The organism is Paenibacillus sp. Y930, from assembly GCF_056786375.1.
On the sequence record NZ_JBXCIX010000001.1, the window covers coordinates 629,523 to 652,196 of the forward strand.

16 protein-coding genes and 1 pseudogene are annotated in these 22,674 nt (G+C 33.3%); 2 read left to right on the forward strand and 15 right to left on the reverse strand.

Features of this window, described 5'->3' with window-relative positions:
* Nucleotides 1–13: 13 nt before the first annotated feature.
* The 10 genes and pseudogenes from AC1TO5_RS03105 to AC1TO5_RS03150 form a co-directional block, all read right to left on the reverse strand.
* The gene (locus AC1TO5_RS03105; RefSeq protein WP_482061807.1) at nucleotides 14–676 is read right to left on the reverse strand and encodes a histidine kinase dimerization/phospho-acceptor domain-containing protein; all 663 of its coding nucleotides are present in this window, start codon (nucleotides 674–676) and stop codon (nucleotides 14–16) included.
* A 39-nt stretch (nucleotides 677–715) separates the two neighbouring features.
* Nucleotides 716–832: pseudogene (locus AC1TO5_RS03110) on the reverse strand (DNA-binding response regulator); the annotation flags it as partial.
* Between the two features lie 20 nt (nucleotides 833–852).
* Entirely contained in the window at nucleotides 853–1,488 is a 636-nt protein-coding gene (locus AC1TO5_RS03115) for a DUF6944 family repetitive protein (RefSeq protein ID WP_482061314.1), read from the reverse strand.
* A 788-nt stretch (nucleotides 1,489–2,276) separates the two neighbouring features.
* The gene (locus AC1TO5_RS03120; RefSeq protein WP_482061315.1) at nucleotides 2,277–4,844 is read right to left on the reverse strand and encodes a DEAD/DEAH box helicase; all 2,568 of its coding nucleotides are present in this window, start codon (nucleotides 4,842–4,844) and stop codon (nucleotides 2,277–2,279) included.
* Nucleotides 4,841–5,752, reverse strand: a complete 912-nt coding sequence (locus AC1TO5_RS03125) for a HamA C-terminal domain-containing protein (protein WP_482061316.1) — start codon at nucleotides 5,750–5,752, stop codon at nucleotides 4,841–4,843. The genes AC1TO5_RS03120 and AC1TO5_RS03125 overlap by 4 nt, the downstream gene beginning before the upstream one ends.
* Before the next feature lie 241 nt (nucleotides 5,753–5,993).
* On the reverse strand, nucleotides 5,994–6,710 hold the full coding sequence (locus AC1TO5_RS03130; RefSeq protein WP_482061317.1) for a GIY-YIG nuclease family protein: 717 nt from the start codon (nucleotides 6,708–6,710) through the stop codon (nucleotides 5,994–5,996).
* 194 nt (nucleotides 6,711–6,904) lie between these two features.
* A complete protein-coding gene (locus AC1TO5_RS03135; protein WP_482061318.1) occupies nucleotides 6,905–7,609 on the reverse strand; it encodes a hypothetical protein in 705 nt (234 codons plus the stop codon).
* Between the two features lie 178 nt (nucleotides 7,610–7,787).
* Nucleotides 7,788–8,285: a hypothetical protein gene (locus AC1TO5_RS03140; RefSeq protein WP_482061319.1), complete on the reverse strand. Its 498-nt coding sequence runs from the start codon at nucleotides 8,283–8,285 to the stop codon at nucleotides 7,788–7,790.
* A 189-nt stretch (nucleotides 8,286–8,474) separates the two neighbouring features.
* Nucleotides 8,475–9,005, reverse strand: coding sequence for a P-loop nucleotide/nucleoside kinase family protein (locus tag AC1TO5_RS03145; protein WP_482061320.1), 531 nt, complete (start codon nucleotides 9,003–9,005; stop codon nucleotides 8,475–8,477).
* Between the two features lie 357 nt (nucleotides 9,006–9,362).
* Nucleotides 9,363–11,102, reverse strand: coding sequence for a TniQ family protein (locus tag AC1TO5_RS03150; RefSeq protein ID WP_482061321.1), 1,740 nt, complete (start codon nucleotides 11,100–11,102; stop codon nucleotides 9,363–9,365).
* 218 nt (nucleotides 11,103–11,320) lie between these two features.
* Between AC1TO5_RS03150 and AC1TO5_RS03155 the strand changes: the two genes are divergently transcribed.
* Nucleotides 11,321–11,794: a hypothetical protein gene (locus AC1TO5_RS03155; protein WP_482061322.1), complete on the forward strand. Its 474-nt coding sequence runs from the start codon at nucleotides 11,321–11,323 to the stop codon at nucleotides 11,792–11,794.
* A gap of 281 nt (nucleotides 11,795–12,075) precedes the next feature.
* Here AC1TO5_RS03155 and AC1TO5_RS03160 read toward each other — a convergent pair whose 3' ends face one another.
* From AC1TO5_RS03160 to AC1TO5_RS03180, 5 genes are all read right to left on the reverse strand, one after another.
* The gene (locus AC1TO5_RS03160) at nucleotides 12,076–13,080 is read right to left on the reverse strand and encodes a TniB family NTP-binding protein (RefSeq protein WP_482061323.1); all 1,005 of its coding nucleotides are present in this window, start codon (nucleotides 13,078–13,080) and stop codon (nucleotides 12,076–12,078) included.
* Between the two features lie 17 nt (nucleotides 13,081–13,097).
* Entirely contained in the window at nucleotides 13,098–15,191 is a 2,094-nt protein-coding gene (locus AC1TO5_RS03165) for a Mu transposase C-terminal domain-containing protein (RefSeq protein WP_482061324.1), read from the reverse strand.
* Between the two features lie 5 nt (nucleotides 15,192–15,196).
* A complete protein-coding gene (locus tag AC1TO5_RS03170) occupies nucleotides 15,197–15,829 on the reverse strand; it encodes a TnsA endonuclease N-terminal domain-containing protein (RefSeq protein WP_482061325.1) in 633 nt (210 codons plus the stop codon).
* Complete coding sequence (locus AC1TO5_RS03175; RefSeq protein WP_482061326.1) at nucleotides 15,819–17,672, reverse strand: TniQ family protein; 1,854 nt, start codon at nucleotides 17,670–17,672, stop codon at nucleotides 15,819–15,821. Before AC1TO5_RS03175 ends, AC1TO5_RS03170 begins: the two co-directional genes overlap by 11 nt.
* A gap of 317 nt (nucleotides 17,673–17,989) precedes the next feature.
* Nucleotides 17,990–20,620, reverse strand: coding sequence for an adenosylcobalamin-dependent ribonucleoside-diphosphate reductase (locus AC1TO5_RS03180; protein ID WP_482061327.1), 2,631 nt, complete (start codon nucleotides 20,618–20,620; stop codon nucleotides 17,990–17,992).
* 229 nt (nucleotides 20,621–20,849) lie between these two features.
* Between AC1TO5_RS03180 and AC1TO5_RS03185 the strand changes: the two genes are divergently transcribed.
* Nucleotides 20,850–22,574: a DEAD/DEAH box helicase gene (locus tag AC1TO5_RS03185; protein ID WP_482061328.1), complete on the forward strand. Its 1,725-nt coding sequence runs from the start codon at nucleotides 20,850–20,852 to the stop codon at nucleotides 22,572–22,574.
* The last annotated feature ends 100 nt before the right edge of the window (nucleotides 22,575–22,674 follow it).

A 22,674-nucleotide genomic window follows, 5' to 3' on the forward strand; every position in this document is an offset into this window, starting at 1 on the left:
TATTGTAAATCATTCAATGCTTTATATATATTTGGTGTGTTTTTTTCTTCATATATGTATCGCCTTGCTCACCACTGAAGTCACGAGTTTGCGGCTCTGCAATTCCATCAACTTTAATTCGACAATCATTCTCTATTTCATTGATTAGAACACAGGGTATTCCCTGTAAAGCTACATCTATCCCATACGTTTCGTATAATTCTTCTAGAAAGTCCTTTGCATGGATTTCTTCACCCTTCACAGATAGCTGATCTTCTTCAGATTCATTGAATACCTTTAATTGCCCGATCAAAGTATCCAGTTCTTTCACTTTTTTATCAATAACTTTCAGGTATTTTTGAAAGTTTTCTTCGTCAACAGCCATCCCATCCCCTAAGCCCTCAACATATCCACTGATACAGGATAAAGGAGTCTTTAAATCATGGGTAATGTTCGTAATGAACTGTTTACGTTTTTGTTCAAATGACATTTGCTCCGTCTTATTTTCCTTTAAACTCAATCGCATTTTTTCAAAATGAGCAGCAAATCTACTAATTTCATCATTCCCATCATAAGCAATGGAGCAATCAAGGTTTCCTGAAAGAATTTCGTTCGAAACTTGTGTTAATTCCTCCAAAGGTTTAACTACTCTTTTTTTATAAAACGAACTAAAACTAACATCGCAAAATCTAAAGATTGATTTTTCATCAGTTTGTAAGTTCGTGAATGTCGTCGCTCTTCTTAGTTGGGCTTTGACTCTTGCTACAAGTTCCTTTATCGAAAATGGCTTCACCACATAATCATCTGCGCCTAATTCTAACCCTAAGATACGATCTAGTTCCGTTTGCTTGGCAACACGGATTCGAAAGTATCTTAATCATTGTAATCTGCAGCAAGTGCCGAAATAACCGTACCTACCGCTTGAGTCCAACTACCAATAGCATTCACACGTATTCCTTCTTCCGTATTAGGATTTGCATAGACTTGAAGTGCATTTCCAATTACTTGAATCACATTACCAACATTGTCTAATGATTGGCTAAAGGTTAGATTTTCTTGTGTATTTATAGATACGCCTGCGCCTAATAATTGCAGTTCATTACCTATTGTTTCTAAACGTTGACTCGATTGTTCATTTTTGTCCAATATCCCTATTACAACCGTTACATTACCGGCAGACTGAAGAATATCTCCTACTATATCAATAAATATCGGCTCATTATCAGAAGTTAAGGCACTTCCTACAGCTTGTAGAACATTTCCGACTATCCGTAGATCCGTTTTAATCGTTTCGGGCATGTTTTTAATGGGTGTATCACCAATTGCTGCCACAATATTACCTACTGCCTCAACCCAACCGCCTATAATCGCAATAGTGTTTGAGTTACTTGATTCTGTTGAACTTTTTGAGTCATCGGAGATGCGTAAATGTGTAGTTCTATTTTCTCTTTTTTTCTTCTGTTTTAACTTGTGGCTATGTCGTTTACTTTTACGTTTAGAACTACTCACACTTTTTCACCTACTGACGATTAAATCGACTTATTTCAGTATATGATAGTTAATCAAATAAGTTAGATAAGTGTTTCTTCCCTTCAACTTTAAAAAACAAATATAGGGTGTCATAATTGTGACACCCTATATTTGTTTTAATCGAGCATATTCCCGCCACTTTATACGTTGATGTTTCTGAACAAGAAAGCTTTATTGGGCTATGCTTCGTCTATTTATTCTGTGATGTCTCATTTACGGTGAGAAAAAACGCTATAAAAATCACTCTTTTTAAGGTAATTTGTCTCATTTATAGTGAGACAAATTATTAAGAAAACCACTTTAAACAAAAAAATCTCACTTAAAGTGAGTAAAAACGCTTGTTGATTGATAACAAAAAAATGTATAAACATACAACAATTAATTCAAACAAATAAAAACATTATTGTTTTCTCTTGGCTTTATAAAATTCTTCAGTCAAGTAATTAATCCACTACAATACATAATTTCTCATGTTTCATCCCAGCACATTACAGTCATGTTTATCAATTTCCTATGTTAACAATGTAATAGAACTAAACCCTAACCATTTTTTTACTTCACGGTTTCAATTATCCCTAATATCTATTTAAAATCTATAATTTTGAAATTCATCTTATTTAAGAATAACCGTAAATATTAGCCATCATTTAAAAGGTTCTTTTTTAATGACAGCTAATATTTTCACTTATGAAAGAATCGCGATCGTTTGCATGAGTAGATTAATAATACGCTAATTACTGAATCACTTTTCCTCAAATTTATTGTATTTAGTCCCACCCTAAAGTTTTAGATATCTCATCTAGCTCTTCTTTATATTTTGGATTTTGAAGGCGAATTTTCAATTCACTTTCTAGGAATTCAATTATTTCTCCGTTTTCAATAATAAATACGTCCAGGAAATTATTTTTCAGAAAACTAGCTATATGCCTTGGGAAACCTAAATTTTGCAAATCTATAATTATTAAATCGGTAGTTCCATATTCTAGATAATTATCCCAGTTAGGAATACCTACCGACTCTTTGCTTTCTTGATATTCTATGCTTATCAAGTCAATATAATTTTTTACATAGATCTTTATTTTAAAACGAAGAACATTTTCTATATCTGATACAACATTGTTAACTATATGATTAATATGAGCTTTATTGTTTTTGTCGAAAACAATAAAATCTCTATTATTAATAGAAATTTCTTTATCATTTTCGTCAAAGTATTTAATCGTTTTCTTAATAATAAACTGCAATGGTTGAGAATTAATCCACGAGCTCATTAAAACTGCATAGTAACCTAAAACAGTTTTATTTTTTACTAAAGGATTCCTCCCTCCACTTTCCTCTTTCCCCCAATTGTATAAAACATACAGGTTATTAAGTAAATCTAAACACTCTTGATAACCTGTGTTATTAGGCAAATTAATCATGTTTATTGATTTTGAAAGAATTTGATTTTGATACACTAACTTAATTGTTGAACTCTGAGAAAGAATTTTATCTGGAACTTTATTGATTTTATCTAAATAACTAATTATTTCTTTAGACTGTGAATTACTATCAATAAATTTGCTTCTAAGAATTGAATCTGTTTTACTTAAAGCATGATAGGCTAGAATGTTACCATATGAGTCTAACATTCTTTTTTCATTTTCTGTAACCTGCTTTCTAGTAAATGGCTCGTTTTTTATTGATTGCCCAATGTTTATATAAAACTTCGCCTTATTTGTCATAAGAACAGATGTAACATCATTAATGGACTTTTCTCGAACTACTTGGAGATCTTTTTCTGGATTGTCCCATCGATTTTTTTTATTAATTATACGTAAGCAGATAATATTACCACTTAAATCTTCAGTTAATCTCCCTGCTCTACCAGCTAAATTCCAAAAATCTATTTTAGATAATTTGGTTAATCCAATAGCATTACTCAAAATGAAGATGTTTTTTGCTGGAAGATTTACTCCTTCTAATAAAGTAGAGGTACAAAATATATTCTTAATTATCTTTTTTTGAAAAAGTAATTCAATCTTTTCTCTAATACGTTGCGGTAGTCCGCCAAAATGATAAGCAATACCTTTTTGTAAACAGTCCACTAAGTAATATTCTTCGTGCATAGTATCTTTTACAAGATTAATTAATTGTTTTAGTTCATTATCATCTCTAACAGGTAAAAATTGAGAATATTCAAGTGCATATTGAATGGTATCATTTTTTGTATTGCAGTATATAATATTTTGATTATCTTTACCCAGTATATTGATTGCATTTTTTAGGTTTGTTAATGGATCACTGGCGTAACCACTATACTCTAGAACTTGTTCCTTACCATATTCTGAAAAATATAGCGCACGCCTTTCGATACAATCAATAAAAAATCGATTCTGTGCAACTGAATTTTCTTTTATACTTAAAGTTTCTTCCAAACTATTTCCCACTAACTGCAAAAATATATTAGTATTAGGAATGTTAGGAGATGAAAAGTAGAGATTTATACTTTTTCGTTTCGCAATCATTAAGGCATGATAAAATAGTGGAGCACGTGTGTCTGTTTCAGATAATAGCTTATGAGCCTCATCAACTAACAAGTAATTTATTACTGGATTCGATTCAGAAAGATATGAAATTAGTCTTTCAGGAGTAAATACGAAAATAAACCTCGTGTCACTCTTTCTGTATAGTAACGGAACTAACGGTTTTGATAGTATTTTGTAGTTTTTGTCATTTATAACATTTTTCAACTTCGTAGAAACTTGATTAATTAAAGCTCGTGTAGGTACAAGAAGAGCAATATTATCAGATCCATTCCTCTTTTCGATCAAGTATTTAATAAATGATTCAAAAATGAATGATTTTCCAAAAGACGTCGGACCAGAAAAGCTAAAATGGTTACTATCTTTCATCTTTTCAAATAATTTATATTGAGTATCAGTAAAAATATTAGATGAATCTGGTGCCGCTTGATAAGTTTCTTTAACAATTCGATCTATTGCAATTTCATCTGATTCAACCTCTGTTTTGCCCAACACAATCTTAATAGATGGAAAATTTCCCAATTTTATCAATACATTATAAGCATGTAATTTGAACAATTGGTCTTCACTATAAAAAGTATGGAGTAAACTGATTATTTTATAAGCCATATTTCTAGCTTCATATTCTTCAGAACGACAAAGAATATCAGCGAATCGAAGTAAGTCTGTATATTCTTTCTCTAAAAGAACATCTGTTTCTATACTGCTACAAATAAAATAATCTGCATATCTTTTTTCTAATTTTACTAATAAGCCCAACAAATATGGATCTTCAAACGCTTTATTTACTAATTTATCTAAAAATGTCATTTTATTAGTTTCTCCAATATTTTTGTTCTAGATAATTCAATATCAATGAAAGGCATTAGATATATATAAAAATTATATCCGAATAAATTATGTTGTGATATGTAAGTTTCAATATTAGATATCTTTTGTTCTACAATTTTATTTATATATGAGTCTATCATATTTCTAAACTGATCATTAGGTAACCTACGTTGTTCTTCACTAAGAGTAATTTCAAACCCTACAAAAATACCAAACGCATCATCCACCTCAAAAGAATTCTTATTAGTTGGGTAAATAAGTTTCTCAATAAAAGCTTCTTCTTCAATTGTCCAAGTTTCTCTAAATACACTCGAGGAGATTAATGATTTTTCATAACTGATTCCGCTTTTCTCTTCACCTTTTTTATTCTCTTCCTTTAAAAAGTCATTTATTGACTGAAAAGCATCTCTAAGTCCAGTTGTTAAATCTTCATATAATTTAGACTCACCAAAGATTAATTGATAATTCCCATTGGGTAATTCTAAAAAATGTATTCCATCAGATCCATTAACATACATATTTGTTGAGGTTTTCAGTTCTAATTTTGATAGTATTTTTGGAGCATTTAAGTGTCCTTCTAAAAAACAAAACAACAAAAACTCTCCTAATTCCCCTTTATTTTCCTTGTAATCACGAAATTTCTCCCTAGCCTTTAGTGATAGTGTCATTGGAGAACCAATATAATTTTCTTTAGTTTTTCTTGAGATAGAAAAGTCAGCAACCGATTCAATTAGACTTTCTATCATTCTTGAGTAATCAAATTGATTTGCATTAATAGGACAAGTATAAAGTTCTAAGTTGTTCATTTGATTATTTATTTTGTAAGTCTTACTGTGTTTCAAAACATCTAACAGCTTCTTTGAAAATGGACTAGTATCAATTAACACGGCAAGATCTCCCCATAAATAAATTTCAAATAAAATAAACGAGTTTATTAACACTAAGCAAAAAAATTCAAGTTATGTCTAAGTGCCTCTAGCGTCACATTTCTAACTCGAATCCTAGATAGATATTATTAGAATTCTAGGATATCGAATACCAGCGTAAATTTTTACTAAATAGCGTGAAATTGTGTCATATGATGGAGTCGTCGCCATTCATGAAATTCGTTCAAAATCCGATATTTGCTTAATAAAGATATTCTTTATTAATGAGTACTGCTCTTATTATTCGCATTGCATCATAAAAGTCCATCTTAAAAAACTCTCTATCTTTTCTTATACGAAATTGATCTAGTGCTTCAAATAGTTCACGTTCAGCCTCAGAAGGATTCTTCACTTTAAATATCCCTCGGGCTGAATATGGAAATAGCACACCTGTTGCAGAATTGATTTCTTTAACTCGCTGTTCTACGTTCCTAGTAGTCATTCCAATTTTTAATATCTCGCGTTCCTCTCTTCTTGAAAGTATGTATATGTATCCTCCACCAGTAGAACAAATTAATGGATCCCGTCGCTTCAGAAAGAATTCACATAATTCTATTGTTTTGTATTCTAACAATTTATCACAAACGTCTTTAAGCAATAAAGAATCTGCAGTCACTATTGCTTTACGCAAGTTTGTAAGCAAGTTTGCTATTAAACGTAGCGTTCTTGTGTTTGGTTCACCAAACCGTGTATAAACAGTAAACCAATCCCATTGATCTTGCCTTACACATCTGTTCACCATGCCCTTAAAATTACTTATATCATCAGCAATGCTTTCAATTTTTTTATCATTAATCGATTCTTTTAATGTAAGTATTTGATATACAGTGAATGATGCTTTTTTATATGCATGTTCAGCTTTAGGTTTAAATGGAGCCATTCCAAATCCCCATTTTTGAATACTACAATTACTATCCAATGCTCTTTACCTCCTTCTATTATAATTCGAAGTTTTTTGTTGCACTTCGACGATTCCATATAACATTCAAGTATTCACAAACTTCCACAGGAAGTTGTCACACAAATCTACTTTTCTGTCATAAGCATCCCCGTGCCCAGGGTAACTACCCACCGCGTGAATACTGTGTTAGGTGATGTTACCACCAGCTTAAGTTACGTCCAATTATATTTTTTTAATGCCTTATTCGTTGTTTGTACAAATTGAAATAGACTATTAACAACATTTGTCATGTTCTTATATTCAATAGTTAGAGTAGCACCTACTCTAAATTCATTTTGAATACTATAACTTTCTAAAAATTTTAGATCAATTATACAGTTCTTATGAACGATTAAGTTTCTAAGAGCATAAATATCTTTAACCTTGACTCTATAACTCTTAATCTCACTTAAATCAATATCAAAAGGTTTTATAATAGCAATTAATGAATCATACATACTTTTGTTTGAAGTTATTTCAGTTATGCTTGATTTGATATATCCTTCTTTTAATTTTTCAATGTCACCATCAAAAAGTTGGTTAACTTTTATTGTCTTATCCCCTATATACTTCGTTGGATAGTGCTTTACCAACAAATTTGCTAACTTAAAAATATATAACTCGAGCACTCCATAGGCTCTTACGATAACATTCTCATACAGTTTTGTCGTTATTGTATCATTCATTACCAATTCTATTATATCTTCTACTTTCACTTCATATTTTATTTTTGTTAACGGTTTATCACTAATGATATTTTCGGCACTAGTCGAAAAGTGATTGTAAATATATTTTGAAGCTTCAGCAAATATTACAAGATTTTTTATTTCATTATTAGTTTCTATACCTATCTCCTGCAAACTCAACCTAATACTCATTTTATTTCCACCTCCATATTTTTAGGAATTTCATCTAACGTTCGGATATTCACGAACTTGCACACCAGGTTGTCAAATGAATCTGCTACTCTGCCAAAATTCATCAAAGTGACCAAGGCGTAGCCGCGTGAATACTGTGTTATACGATGGGACTAAGACATAACAGACAAAAAAACTTTTATATTAAGTTCGTAATTATTAATGTAACTATTGCTCCTAGCATTGAACTTAAGATTAATTTGATTATATCCCATCTCTTCATTACACTCTTTTCAACTAACAACTGTTGAATCGTCATCAATTCAATTTCTTTAAGTAATTTACTTTCATTAATATTTAATTCAATATGTTCAGTTAAATTTAGTCTCTCCACTGTAAATCCTGTTCGTTCAGAACAAATCTTGATAATACTTTCTTTTTCACCTTCTATAAATCTATCTAATTCTTCCGTCAAATATGTAATGTCTTTTTTAGTAAAGGCACTTGATGTTTTTTTCAATAATTCATTAATTTCATAATTTAATTGTTCAATACCTACATGAAATCCATCTGTGAATGCAAATGAACTATGTAGTGTATTCTTTTCATTAAAACTTGCTAGTTTATTTACTATCTCTTTTTTTATTCTATATCTAATACCATCATATGATTTTTGTATCACTTCTTTTAATTTCATAGAACACCTCAATTCAAATATATTTCCACTTCGTTCTGTCATATAACGTTCTTGTATTCACGAACTTGCGTAGCAAGTTGTCACTGAATCTGCTACTTCTGCATAAGACATCAAAGTGACCAAGGCGCAGCCGCTGCTTGAATACTGTGTTATCCGATGGACTTGCCTTCTTGATTCTTCTTTCAGTTTTCATTCGTTTATGTATTCTAGGACTTTTGGCAAATATTCTTCGATTGATTTCGATGAATCTACCACTATATACTTCTCTTCTTCTGGTTTTTTACTGTTTTTTATAGTTCTATAAAATCCTTCTTCTGATGACGGTGCTTCGATTTGACTTAGAAGTTTTTCTCGATTTTTTAATCGATTTCGAATTAATTCAATGTCTTCAATATAACATTCCACATACTTATACTTCTTTTTGTGTTTTTTCGCTAATTCAAGTCCGGTTTCTAATAAATTGCTGTATAAACAAGGACTATCCATGATCACACTGTGTCCATTCGATAAGTAATAATCCACCAACGACCAATCTACATCATAGGACATTTGTCCTATTACTTTACTTTCCATCGTGTATTCTTGTGATGATAGCGATTTTATGATTGCTGTTTTGGAAATGTCATGATCAACAATGACAGCTCCAGTTGTTTGGCTAATCCGTCTTGCTAATGTCGACTTTCCTGAACCTGGGAATCCTGACATTTGTAAAAAAAACATACATACACCTCTAACTTCATAATAGTATTTGCGAGTCTTTCGGATAACGTCTTATTTACGAAATTTAATATTATCGATCCAATAGCAGAGTATAAATGAACTATAATGAAGTAAAAAAACCTCTTCCCATATCATAACAAAATAAAATTAATTTGTAAGTTGTTATCTTAAATTATCAATAGATTCACGTAAATAGTAAATAGCTTGACAGAATGCAGAAGACTTTCGCTTATAAAATTGAGTTGCAACGAAAAATCTACAGAGAAAATCCTTCCCTAAGATCATTCACCTTGCATCTTTTTTATCCCCAAGACCTTTATAGAATATTTACATTGTAAACTCGTCTAAATCCATATATTAAGTATTAATTGTATCCTTGGTACTTTTGAAGGGGGCAATCAGCATCCTTCTCACATTCTCTTCATAGAAAACCAACTTTTTCTTTCCACCTTTATCCATTACAATCCTATTGGGCACGATAACACCTTCTTGAACTAGCCTATAAAACCTTCTCTCGCCCATTCTAAGACGTTTCATCAATTCATTAGCATAGATGCCTTCCCATTGTTCTCGGTTTCGTTTAAGGACCTTTATACACTTATCTATCTCATTCAAATTGTAATATACTTCATTAAGCTTAGCTTTAGCTGTATCATGTAATGGTTGTAGCATTCCATTATAAGTAAATTGAATAATATCAATAAGCGTTAATCGATTTATGGTATGTTTCTGTAAAATCTCATGTAGCCTCTTTGCCTCGCCAAGATGCACCACTGATTTACCTCGAGCTTTACTTAGAAACTCATCCACCTTATTTACCAAAATTAATGGATAATCTTGATAGTGTGTAATCATTTCCTCTAAGTATCCAGCCTGAATTAAGCCTTTAACTAATGTAACAGATACACCTAGCTTTCTAGCTGCTTCTGATTTACTTATATATATCCTTCTATCTTTTATTTGGTCCTGAATCTTTCGATCATCAACAAAATATTTATTCCCTTGCTCTTCACTAACAACGCATTCCAATACTTCTTCAATTGCATCATATTTACGAATGCCATCATAACTTATTTTATATCTTTTCTTGATTTCTTCTCGTCTCAATCGATTCCTTGATTCTAGTAATTCAGGAGTTTCTTTGAATACAGAGAAATCTCGCCTTACTTCGCCATGTTCTAATTTGTCAAACCAAAACTTACGGTAAACTTCTTTAATTAGGGGAGGATTTAATTCATTCAACATTAATTCATAACGTTGCTTTTGCATGTAAAAGAGATTTTTTTTTTTATTCTTAAGGATATGCTCTAAGAAGGTATAATAATTGGAAGGGAAGTCGATGAGAATAAAATATACATTCGTCCACATTTCTAGGAGATCTCTTATAATTAATATTCTCTCTTTTTTGTTGCTGTAACACATGACGTAAGATACATCGGCTGTTATTAATGAAGGAGTTCCATTTAGTAAATAGAAAGTATTCCTAGCTAAAGTGAGAAAAGTGTTTATATCATTTATTCCTAATTGATGTAGATGATCGAGGTTATTGGATAGAATCGATTGAATCCATTTCTGAGATAAAACCGATTGACTAGTCAGCTGAAAGAAATTAATCGGAGAAAGTTTATATTCGAAATTACATGAGCTGCAGTGTCCACCCATGAATTCAGTAATTAATATGGTCTTAGAGCATGAGGGACATTGATCTACCAATGAGCATAAATGCTGTAAGCAAATAGTCGTTGGCTGGTAACACCATATTAATTGATGATAGTTTATTTCCTGAATACAAATTGGACAGTACTTAGTTTTGTTACGTAAAAGCAATAGATGTTGATTTTCTCTATCTATTCCTTTAAACAATTCTAGTGCATTATTTTGTTTAACTACATCAATTTCTTGTAGTGTAACACGACACAAACAATTGACATCCTCATCATGAAATAAATTACATAGTAAGTCTTTATTTTGGCTCTTTAAGCGACTTAATAAATACGATACACTTGCATATCCGTTATCCTGTGCTAATCGATGAATGTAGCTAACCACGCTCTCATTCTCTATAATTCTAGGACGCACTAAAAATAAATCATTCATAGTAATCACCTCAAAAGATTATTACTATTATTATTCTCTTTTAGTCTAGCATTCATACAAAAATAGTTAAGGTAGAAAAAAATACTGGAACAAAGTCTAATACCCCAAACGTGAATCCCTTGTTATCTAAAGCGACTTGGCCTCTTGAATATTCCATCAAATTCCATTATCATTTATCTATTGAAAAATCTAATTCAATAGATAAAAAGGAGACAAAAATGACCTTACAATCTTTTCTCAGTCCATCAAAAATGTCTGTATATCAAGAGAAACTAATAGAGCACTTATTTATATCAGAACTAATGCAAGCACTAGGAAGAAGAGGTAAGAAACTAGAATGCCTTACTACAACAGTTGGTGATTCATTCGGTTATGATTTAGTTCTTATGTGTGATGGACATACAAAATTTGTACAACTGAAAACAAAAACGGGTAAAGGAAAGCGAAATTGGAAATTAAACTGTGATTTAGTGAATAACTCACCAAATGAAATGGAACTGATCGTCGTTCATATCAGGTACGGTAAAAATGATCCCAATCAAATGAAAATTCAATATAAAATCATTGATAAAAGTAACATTACACCTAGTATTTTACTTCCGATTTCTAATAATTATTATAAAATTAATCCTATTCATTTAGAGAAACTAATGTACGATATTAACAATTTGTCTATCCGCTTGTTTCCTTAAACGATCATTTCGAGATATCATTTAGAGGTTGACGAACGTACGCAGGAAGTTATCAGACAACTTTACTTCCCTAATTTCTTGCTGACCGAGGCGGAGCCGCCGCGAGATACAATAATTCCATTGATGGAAAGTTGTTGATCCAAGTAAGGATTAAGCAATTGAATAGCGCTACTAAAATGGTCAGTTTAGTTAAGTATGAAGTAATTTTGAGAGTAGGTTATACCAATTATTTACGCAGACTATTCTAGAATAGTCTGCGTAAATAAGCTTAAATTCAATCTTTACTCACTATTCTTACGTCTACGTTTTTTCGATTGCTCTGGTAACAAACTGTTGTTCTCTATTTCAAGGAACTCTTCTAAATTAAAATTTGGGTTCATAAATGGATTTACAGCATATGGACGAGTTACGCGTTTGATTCTATGATAACCATCCCTCAAAGATTCTTCAGTAATACTATCTCTACCGCTTTTCAATGATATTTTGGTTGCTTGTTTTAATAATACCATTAAGTATCTAGGAACACCTTTTGAGTAATAAAATAGTTTTTCTGCCATCTTAGTATCTGCTATGTTGGATGGATTTGCAAATGGTAATTCAGTATCAATCGCCTTTAAGAATCTTCGAAACAATAAACGTTCCTCAGCACTATTATAATCAAATGGAGCCAAGTACATTCGGTTAGGATATCTTCCATCTAACTGCTCGTTTCGTTGAAATATACGTTCTGATTCAGGCAACCCTACTAAAATAACAGGTATATTCACTTCGTCTATGAAAGTTTTCAACCAATCCGAAGCAGCTGCCAATACCACTTCAGTATCGCGGTCGATTAAGTGTTGAAATTCGTCTAATATAATCATTTCTGTTTTGCAAGCCTTTACTAATTTTTTAATTCGATTAGTCATACTTACTTCCGTCCCTGAATTAAAAAATGGATCTTTCATAATCTCTAAAATAGTTGATGCTAGTGCTTTAGGAGATTTAGCTCTTGCAGGAACTTTCACGTATAATACAGGGATAAATGTTTGTTCTGTTTCTACTACTCTGGGATAATTAGCAGCATATATTTCAACCAGTGTAGATTTACCTGCACCCGTTGGACCAATAATACATAATTGTTCAGCAAAATCATTTAATTTAGAAAGTTCATGAACCTCTTCTAACTCATAGTAAGCCTCTTCAAATGCTGGATGCCGTACAACGATGTTCTTTACAGCATCTACTCGCCTTGCATATTCTTTTATACTTGTTGATTTTCCATTTAATGCTTTATACGTTGCCATAAATTCACCTTTATAATTTATTTTTTTCTAAGGATCGTTTCAAACCCTTCTATTTCAATCTCTTCATCTGCTCGATTATATTGACTAACTTCTTGCTTTATATCATTAATGAATTCATCATTCATATTTTCAATCTCAATATAATTTTCTTCTTCAGATATGTCATCAATGTCCTTATCCTCTGAATCATCTAGATGTAATTCTAGGCTATCTACTAAAGTAGGCGCCATTTGCAATTCGTAAATTTTACCTATATCAGTTAAATCCTGGGCTTGTTTTTCAGCTCTCTTGCTTTTCGGAGCATTTTTATAGGATTGAATCTCACTTTTACTCAATCTCAAAATATCTGAAACATTAGAATAAGCTTCTGCGATTTGAGAAGTATCAAAGTCATAATATGCCTTCCTGTTCAGGTATGATGCTGCTGCCACTTGTTCATAGTGAAGTGGATATTGTTCATCAAAACCTTTTTTTCTAAGACTATTTCTTACCGGGTAAGCCTTTATATACCGACCAAAATGAGGTGCCCACACATAAATTTGTCGCATATCCGATGCATCAAAACGAATCTTAAGTTTATCTTTTTCTCTATGTTTTTTCTTGTGTGTAGCAACTTCTCTCAACTCATCACTTTGATAAAATAATGTTTGAATCTCTATTCCTTTATTAGTTACTGTTCGAAATGCTAAACCAGTGGATAATAAGACCTTCATATCATCTATACTATAAGGAATTCGTCTGTGAACTTTAGCATTTTCAAGTCCTTCTTTCCACAAATGGGCTGGGGTCCCACCTCTGTGAACACTATAATCATTAGCAATAATATCTACTAACGTAATATGAATGATTTCATATAAGTATTTCATAGTCACAATAGCTTTTCCTTCTGAATTGTACTGTGACTTTTCTTGTACATTTGAGAAAGTTGAACCTGGTGTAGAATGAAACATCTTCACATTTAATGTCCGAAAAAACCTTTCAATTACACCTTTATAATTTCCCGACTTCACAGGACAATATTGAATTTCTATACCTAACAAACCACATACTTCTTCTAACTCATGTGATTCATTTACCATTGCATTGTCTACAACAATCACTTCTGGCACACCATATGCATCCCAATCGTGTTGTAATCTTGGGTATAATTCTTTCAATCCTATTTTTGGAAGTATTGTATGCATGATACATTGTTTAACAGCATGAATATCGGGTTCATTGGGAGATATATAAAATCCTAAGGGATAACCAGAACATTTATCTATGGACATAAGCAGATGATATCGTTTCGGTTTTAAGGTATATAAATCAACGATCATTAAATCGATAGGGGTCGAATCTATTTCAACACGCTGCAAAGGTCTTAGAATATGAACAACAGCTCGTGATCCGTTTTTATTTAATTTCGCTTGCACAATTCCATGTCTTTGCTTATCCATCTCGTAAATATCTTTTAATGCATCAACAAGCCGATAAAAGGTCGCTCTACTACACATTTTCACTAGATCATCCTGATTCCGAAATTTATTAATGCTATCCACCTGATATTTCACATGAATTATTAATTCTCGAACATTTATTTTCAATCCACTTTTTCCTCTTTCTCTTAACTCAGATTCAATAATTTCTAAAACAATGGGATCAATGACTTTACTTCTTTTTCGGTGGCGATTGTTTTGAATCAATGCTCTCTTATCCTTCGTTTGTTCCCATCTTTTTTTCCATCGATATAAGGATTGGACTGAACCAATAAATTTCTTTTCATATTCAGATAATGATTGAATATACTGAAGGTACTGAGAGCTTTGAATTTTCTGTCCAATAACAGGTAATAATACTTTGTATCTCACATTCATTTCATTCTTCTCTTCTTCAGAAATCGAGTCAAAATCCGCCTTTATTATCGCCTGTGAAACTCCTTGATCTTCTCTAAAAGTCAATTCATTATTGAACCATGCAGTTAGTAATTCTGATAACAATAAAAACTCTACAGTATTATTATGCGATAGATTTGTAACTTCGATATCATCGCCATCAACTAGTCTTCGAATTTTATATAGAGTATCATTCCAATTAAATATGAGTCCCGGAGTAAATGATAACTGTAACACTTTAATCAATCCTCCCAATACATTGTAAAATCTTGTGTTAAATCTTCACGTACTAAATCTACATAGAGTACATCTGTATAAATAAAATTTAGTATGATTCCATAGATAATACCCTCATCTTCTTCCCCATACTTCTGAACTACTTCACTGAATTTCATACTCCCTTGTTCTTGCATCAAGGTCCTAAAAAAAACTTCCATATCAGGCTCAATTTCTCGTAAGCTTAATGCATCCAATGTATCTAAATTAGGTATTAACAATCCCTTTCTAATATCAAATTCAGTAACAATTCGATATTCCCATCCTTTTAATTGGGCGTAGTTCTTACCAACCAAAAACTTCACAGCATTTCTTTCTGACTTCACATATGCCTCAGGTTTCACTTCTACAAGAATCATTTCTCCATTTTCCTTTTCAACTAGAAAATCCGGATAATATCTTCGTTTTCTTCCTCTGTATGAATATTTGATTTCAAAAGGTTGGTAAATTATATCTATAGTGGAAGAGTCGAATTGCTGAACTTTAACGTAATCTCTTTCCAAAGTACTTTCACAATGAATCATTTTTTGCAATTTAGTATTAGGTACTTTATGACGGTTATGTTTACCTTTTGATGGTTTTATTTTTCTAGATCCCATAGTATCTGACTCCTACCCGATATTTCATATTTAAATATGATTCAACATCATTTCTATAAAATAATTTTTTTGTACGTTTCTCTTTTTGAATTACTGGTTCAATACCATCATGTATTAGATTCTGAGCAAACTGTCGAGTATTATGAATATTTGTATCCCATAATGGAAAACCATTCGCCCAATAGTCACGTCTAAATTTCTTTATTGTTTCATAATCAATAAAATTTCTTGAATTGAGAAAAACTGTGTTTAACAATCCCGTTTCAATCCATTTATTTATATCGTATATAGTCACGCTTAAATACTTGGCAGCATTTGTCGCACTGTATACTATTTTATTATCATGAAATTCCCTTTCTACTTTAAGAGTTTTTAATTTGTGAATCGTTAGCTTCTCATAAAAATCTATAATTCTATTAGAATCATATATAAATCTATTAAAACTCTTATCAGTATGGTCAATTCTTACCGGTCTTATTACACAATTTATGACATTATCGATTAACCACTTAACATTATAACTTCGAACATTAAAGTAACTATAAATCTCGTTGAAAGTACTATATTTAGCATTTTGATCATCATCTGTATCTATACGATCCTCTATTGTACTATTAAAATGATTCACATCCGACTTCCAAAATATTTTCTCCTTGTTTTCATTGTTTCTAGTTCCTATCATGTGATGATCAAGCAAGTATCGTATGACTGCCATTGGTAATTGTAGATATTGCTGAAGTTCCTCTACTCCTTGAATCAGATTACTTATTTGTATATAATCTGATAGATTTTGAGACAGGATATTGAATAATCGCATATGAGTTACATCTTCTTTATTTCCAATTCGAAATTTCATATCCTCGAATACAGTTACTGGTATCCTAAGAGATGACAAAATTTCTTTTGCCGTCAAGTGATTACTAAAAAACATTTTTGGATCATCGATCATATTATTCACATATTCTTTTATACTGTTGTTCAGGTAATTTTCAATTTCGATTTGAACAAATAAAAATTGATTCAAAGTACATTCATTATAAATCCCCCAAATATAATGGTAAAAATAAGTGATTCTATTTATCAAATTTCCATAGTTGTTTTTCGCCATATCATCTAAAAATGGTAGATATTCTTTAGGGAAATTATGAAACACATGAAATGAATTACTAACATTAAGATGTAATTTAAGATTATTATCGGAAACACGTTCCTGATCTTCTATTAATTCAAAATATTTCAAAGTTAACATAATTAGAATTAGAAATCCTGAAAAGTCCAGTTTGTCTAACGGATTATTTGTGATTTCAGTTGGCTTGTCGTTATACTTCGTATATATCACTTGCGATACTTTCGCATCAATCTCAGATTCATGTTCGCTTTCCAAATCGCAATTTGTTAAATCTTGATTACAATAAACACATTTAAATAAATAAATTTCTGACAGGTGAAGAAGACTTTCGCAATTAGGACAGATATTAGTCAGCAATTTATGATGTACATGACAACTTGTATAGAATTTATAATCCCATATTTTTCTTAAGTATGACTTTTCCTTAAAGCAAGGCAAACAAATATTTATATAGTTACCTATGAATATATCGCTCTTGAATTTAAGCATTTTATTTTCATAGCTCATTAGTTTCATAACATCAATACCACATAATCTTGATATATCAGATATGATTAAATTACTTTTGTATATCAAATTTTCTTTATTCAATGGAAAACGTACTCCTATATGTTTTTCAATCATTAGTAATGTAACTGAATTAGCATTCGCTACTCGGCATATATAACTATACAAACTTTCATCTGGTTCAGGTTTTGGTCGTATTAAAAACATAACTTCCTTTCTAATTAGATACAGAGGTACTCAAATGTATCCTCTTCCTAATCACAGAACAAAATATTTTTTTATTAAGCAATATAAAATGACAGTTCTTGCCCAATACATAAAAAGAGGACATCGAAAATTCGATGTCCTCTTACTTTTAACATTACGAATAAAATCTTAAACATTTGTATATTTATTCAATATCATGAATAAATATATCACAGGTGCTAAAATAAATAAACATTTTTCTCACTTTATTGAGATTTTTCTCACTGTAAATGAGACATCACATATTCAATTACTTTCTTTAGAGATTCTGACACATCTCAATTACATCTACTATAGCCACAAGAGTTACATTGCTTACATCCCTCAATATTGATCAAGGCTGCTGATCCACAAGATGGACAAAGATCGATACCATCGTTTACACCATGCTGATGTCCAATAGTTGTTGCAGCATGAGGCACGAGATCCTCAGCTAGAAACTCTCCTGCAAGCTCCATTTGCTCGTATTCAGGCTCATCAACCTTCGCTTGCAAATGCATTTCTAATGCCTTCGCTACAGCATCAGCAATCGATTCAACACGATTGTTACCAAAGCCAATTGCTCCAGTCCCGCCGATCCCTTTCAAATGCTTAATGAGTAATGCAACTTTATTACCATGATCACCATAACGCAAGAACAATGAACAAACTCGACCAAGCGCCTCAGCCATCGCAAATACATCTGATCCAGCTTTACCAACAATTAAGAATATCTCTGACGGAACATCATCGAGATCATTAATCGTGATATACGCCATACCAAGCGGCGTATTCATGCGATAGGTTGCCCCTTTCAACACTTGCGGGCGTCGTTTATATTGACGATCTTCATTAATCGATTCTACTACTTTTCCACTTACATCGATTGGTCCAGCAGAAAGCGACGTTACTGAAGCTGTAGAAACATTACTTTCTTGTTGCTCGACATCTATAACTGCTACAGCTTCCTTCTTCGGCTCTACATTAACAATCGTTTCCTTCTTCACTTCTTCTTTACTCGGTACCGTAGATAGAACTTGTACATCACGACTACCGTCACGATAGATTGTTACCCCTTTGCAGCCTAATTCATAAGCTAACTCATACAGTTTTTCTGTTTCTTCAACAGTAAAATCACTTGGGCAGTTCGCCGTCTTAGAGATTGAACTATCTACCCAGCGCTGAATGGCTGCCTGCACTCGAATATGATCCTCCGCAGTTAATGTCATTGCCGTAACAAAGTAGTCAGGCAATTGCTCATTCGGATGAGCATCAAGCCATTGCTGTGCGATTGGAACATACTGTACATCGAATCCGAGACGACTTTGACGATAATATTCGAATGCAAAATAAGGCTCTATTCCAGTAGAAGTGCCTACCATTGTTCCGGTACTGCCTGTAGGTGCCTGCGTAATAACCGTTACATTACGCATCCCCGTCGCTTCAATTGCTGCCTGCACTTCTGGGAATTCAGCAATAATCTCTTTCATAAATCCGCTTTGCAAATACAATTCGCTATCAAATGCGGTAAAGCTCCCTTTCTCACCTGCTATTTCAGCAGAAGCCAGATAAGCCTCTCTTGCCATAAAACCGTATAATTTATCAAGGAAAACTAAAGATTCCGGCGATCCATAACGAACCTTCAGCTTAATCATCAATTCCGCAAGTCCCATCGTTCCAAGCCCGATACGACGTTCTTTCTTCTGATTACTTTCATTCTCAGGGAAATGATACGGCGTTTTGTCGATCACATTATCAAGGAAGCGTACCGACCAATTGGTCACTTTCGCAAGCTCATCCCAAGCAACATCATCACTTTCTTCATCATAAAACTTGGACAGATTAATAGCAGATAAGTTACATACACCCCATGCAGGTAATCCTTGTTCTCCGCACGGATTAGTCGCAATAATCGGGTTGAAATACCAGCTGTTAGACATATTATTGTAGCGTTCCAAAAATACAACGCCTGGCTCTGCTGATTTCCATGCCGATTCAATAATGATCGACCAGATTTCACGTGCTTTAACTGTCTTATGAACGATAACTTTCTTCCCTAACGCCTTCCATGCAGCTAGATCGCCAGTCCATAGCTCATCATATCCATCTTCTGTCGTGTCAGGGAATACAAGCTCCCAGTCGCTATCTAGCTTAACAGCCTCCATAAAACCATCGCTCACACATACGGAGAGATTCGCATTCGTAATCTTGCCCGCAGACTGCTTTACCGTAATAAATTCTAATACATCTGGATGCCAGTCATTAATCATTAGCATTAATGCGCCGCGGCGACTACCACCTTGTTCGATTAATCCAGTTGTGTAACTGAATAATCCGCCCCATGATACCGCTCCGCTTGATGAACCATTGACGCCCACAACAACCGCTCTCTTCGGACGTAGTGAAGATAAATTAATACCTACTCCGCCACCGCGTGCCATAATTTCCGTCATTTCCGCCAGTGTCGCCATAATTCCACCACGACTATCTTCTGGAGATGGAATAACATAGCAGTTGAATAATGTTAATTCATCACTTGCACCCGCCCCTGCAGCAATACGTCCACCAGGCACTAGCTTCCAATCATCTAATATATATTGAAATCTCTCTTGCCAAAGTGCTTTCTTATCCGCATCTTCAACAGATGACATCGCCTCGGCAAGTCTAGACCACATTTCTTCGGGAGTTTTCTCTAGCGTATGTGTCAGTTTACTGACCGTTGATTGCACAATGTCACCACTACGCATTTTCACTTCAACTTGCTCACCTTGACGTGATAATACTTCCCCTGCCTCCTTGACAGGAAATGCAAGATCATCCTTTAACAATACTAGAACCGTATCACCAACTTCTACCTTTGACGCTTCTGCATTTTTGCGAGCATATCTATCTAAAAATATTTTTTCACTTAATCCTGTTAAACCACTCATATTAGTCGCTCCTCTTCAATATAACCATATGTAGTAACAAAATTATTATATCACACTATATATAGTTTTATTAATTAAATTATGAAGTTTTTATTACATTATTTTTATCTGAGCAAATCGTGAAAATTGATACTCCTTTAGCTACTTGTAAGCAACCTCTCAGCGAGAGATTATGTCGCTGCCATTTAGGGAATAATAGAAATTATTATCTCATATTAAAGGAGAAACTATGAACAATCACCTCATACAACCAGAAGATTTCGTACATAAGCTTATTCATCCTGCCGTTCAAACAACGTTCGAGCGCCAATGGTTTCAACAATTACAGCAGCGTATCGAGCATAATGGACCATGGGATCAATGGGCAATGTATCAATTAGCGATAGAAGCCAAGCAAGCAACCGTTATCGATAGTTTTGAAGAGCTACAATGTTTACGTTCACTTCCCGCACTAGAACCGATGCCACATCAACTGGATACAGCACAGCGAGTGTTACATGAAATGGGCGGAAGAGCGATTCTAGCTGATGAAGTTGGATTAGGGAAAACGATTGAAGCTGGTCTTATATTGAAGGAATATATTGTGCGAGGGTTAGTTAAGCGTGCATTAATTCTTGTACCTGCCTCCTTAGTTTTACAATGGGTTCGAGAACTTAATCAGAAATTCGGTATCACTGCTGTCGCGCAAAAAAAAGCACATAGTTGGGGCTATGATATCGTTGTCGCTTCCATTGATACTGCCAAGCGTGATCCACATCGCGCAGCGGTTCTTGCTACCGATTATGATCTAATCATTATTGATGAAGCCCATAAATTGAAAAACAAAAAAACGACCAACTATCAATTTGCTACTCAATTAAGTAAAAAATATTGTCTATTGCTTACGGCAACGCCAATTCAAAATAATCTTGATGAGCTATTTAACCTTATTTCTCTGTTAAAACCAGGTCAGCTAGGTGCGCAAAGCGATTTTACTAGCAATTATGTTGTTGATAAACGTATTCCGAAAAATGAAGACCAGCTGCAAGATGTTCTCTCATCCATTATGATTCGTAATCGGCGTGGTGATGGCGGTATTCATTTTACAAAACGAATTGTAAAAAACATTACGCTCCAGCTTTCTACCGAAGAACAAGCACTATATGACGCCGTGACGAGCTTTGTGAAGCAACGCGCTCAGGAAGACAGCATCGATATGAGCAGTATGCTTTCCCTTATCACGCTACAACGAGAAGTTTGTAGTAGTCGCGATGCCGTATTTCTCACGCTCGTCAATATGTTCAAGAAGACTAGCGAAGAATCGCCGATGCGCGCGCAGATTTGGGATATTGTTGAAAAAATTCGTGGCATTACATCCAATTCGAAGGCTGAGAAAGCTCTGGAAATTATTCAAAAATGCGATGAAAAAGTTATCTTGTTCACGGAATATCGTGCGACACAAGAATATTTATTGCAATTTCTCCAATCACATGGCATCTCCGCTGTTCCTTATCGGGGTGGTATGAATCGTGGCAAAAAGGATTGGATGATGGATCTTTTCCGTGGTAAGGCAAAAGTTCTCATCGCAACGGAAGCAGGCGGTGAAGGAATTAATCTGCAATTCTGTCACCATATGATTAACTTTGATCTACCGTGGAATCCGATGCGCGTGGAACAACGAATTGGGCGTGTTCATCGCCTTGGACAAACCCATGATGTTCATATTTTCAATCTATGTACACAAGGAACCATCGAGGAGCATATTCTGCATCTATTACATGAAAAGATCAACCTATTCGAGCTTGTAATCGGTGGATTAGATGATATTCTTGAAAAACTAGAAAGTCGTGACGGCTCGATTGAGCAGCGTCTCGCTAAAGCTATTCTGCAATCAGAAAGTAATAAACAGCTAGAAGAAGAGCTTGATGTCATAGGTAGCACCATTCACAAGATGAAAGATAAAACTAAGCGATAACCTATGTAAATCATGTTATTAGTTATTGCTAAGAAGTTACTCATAGTCGTTACATGAAAAGTTTTAGTTTATGCTTCCGATGCAACTTTTCATTGCTAAG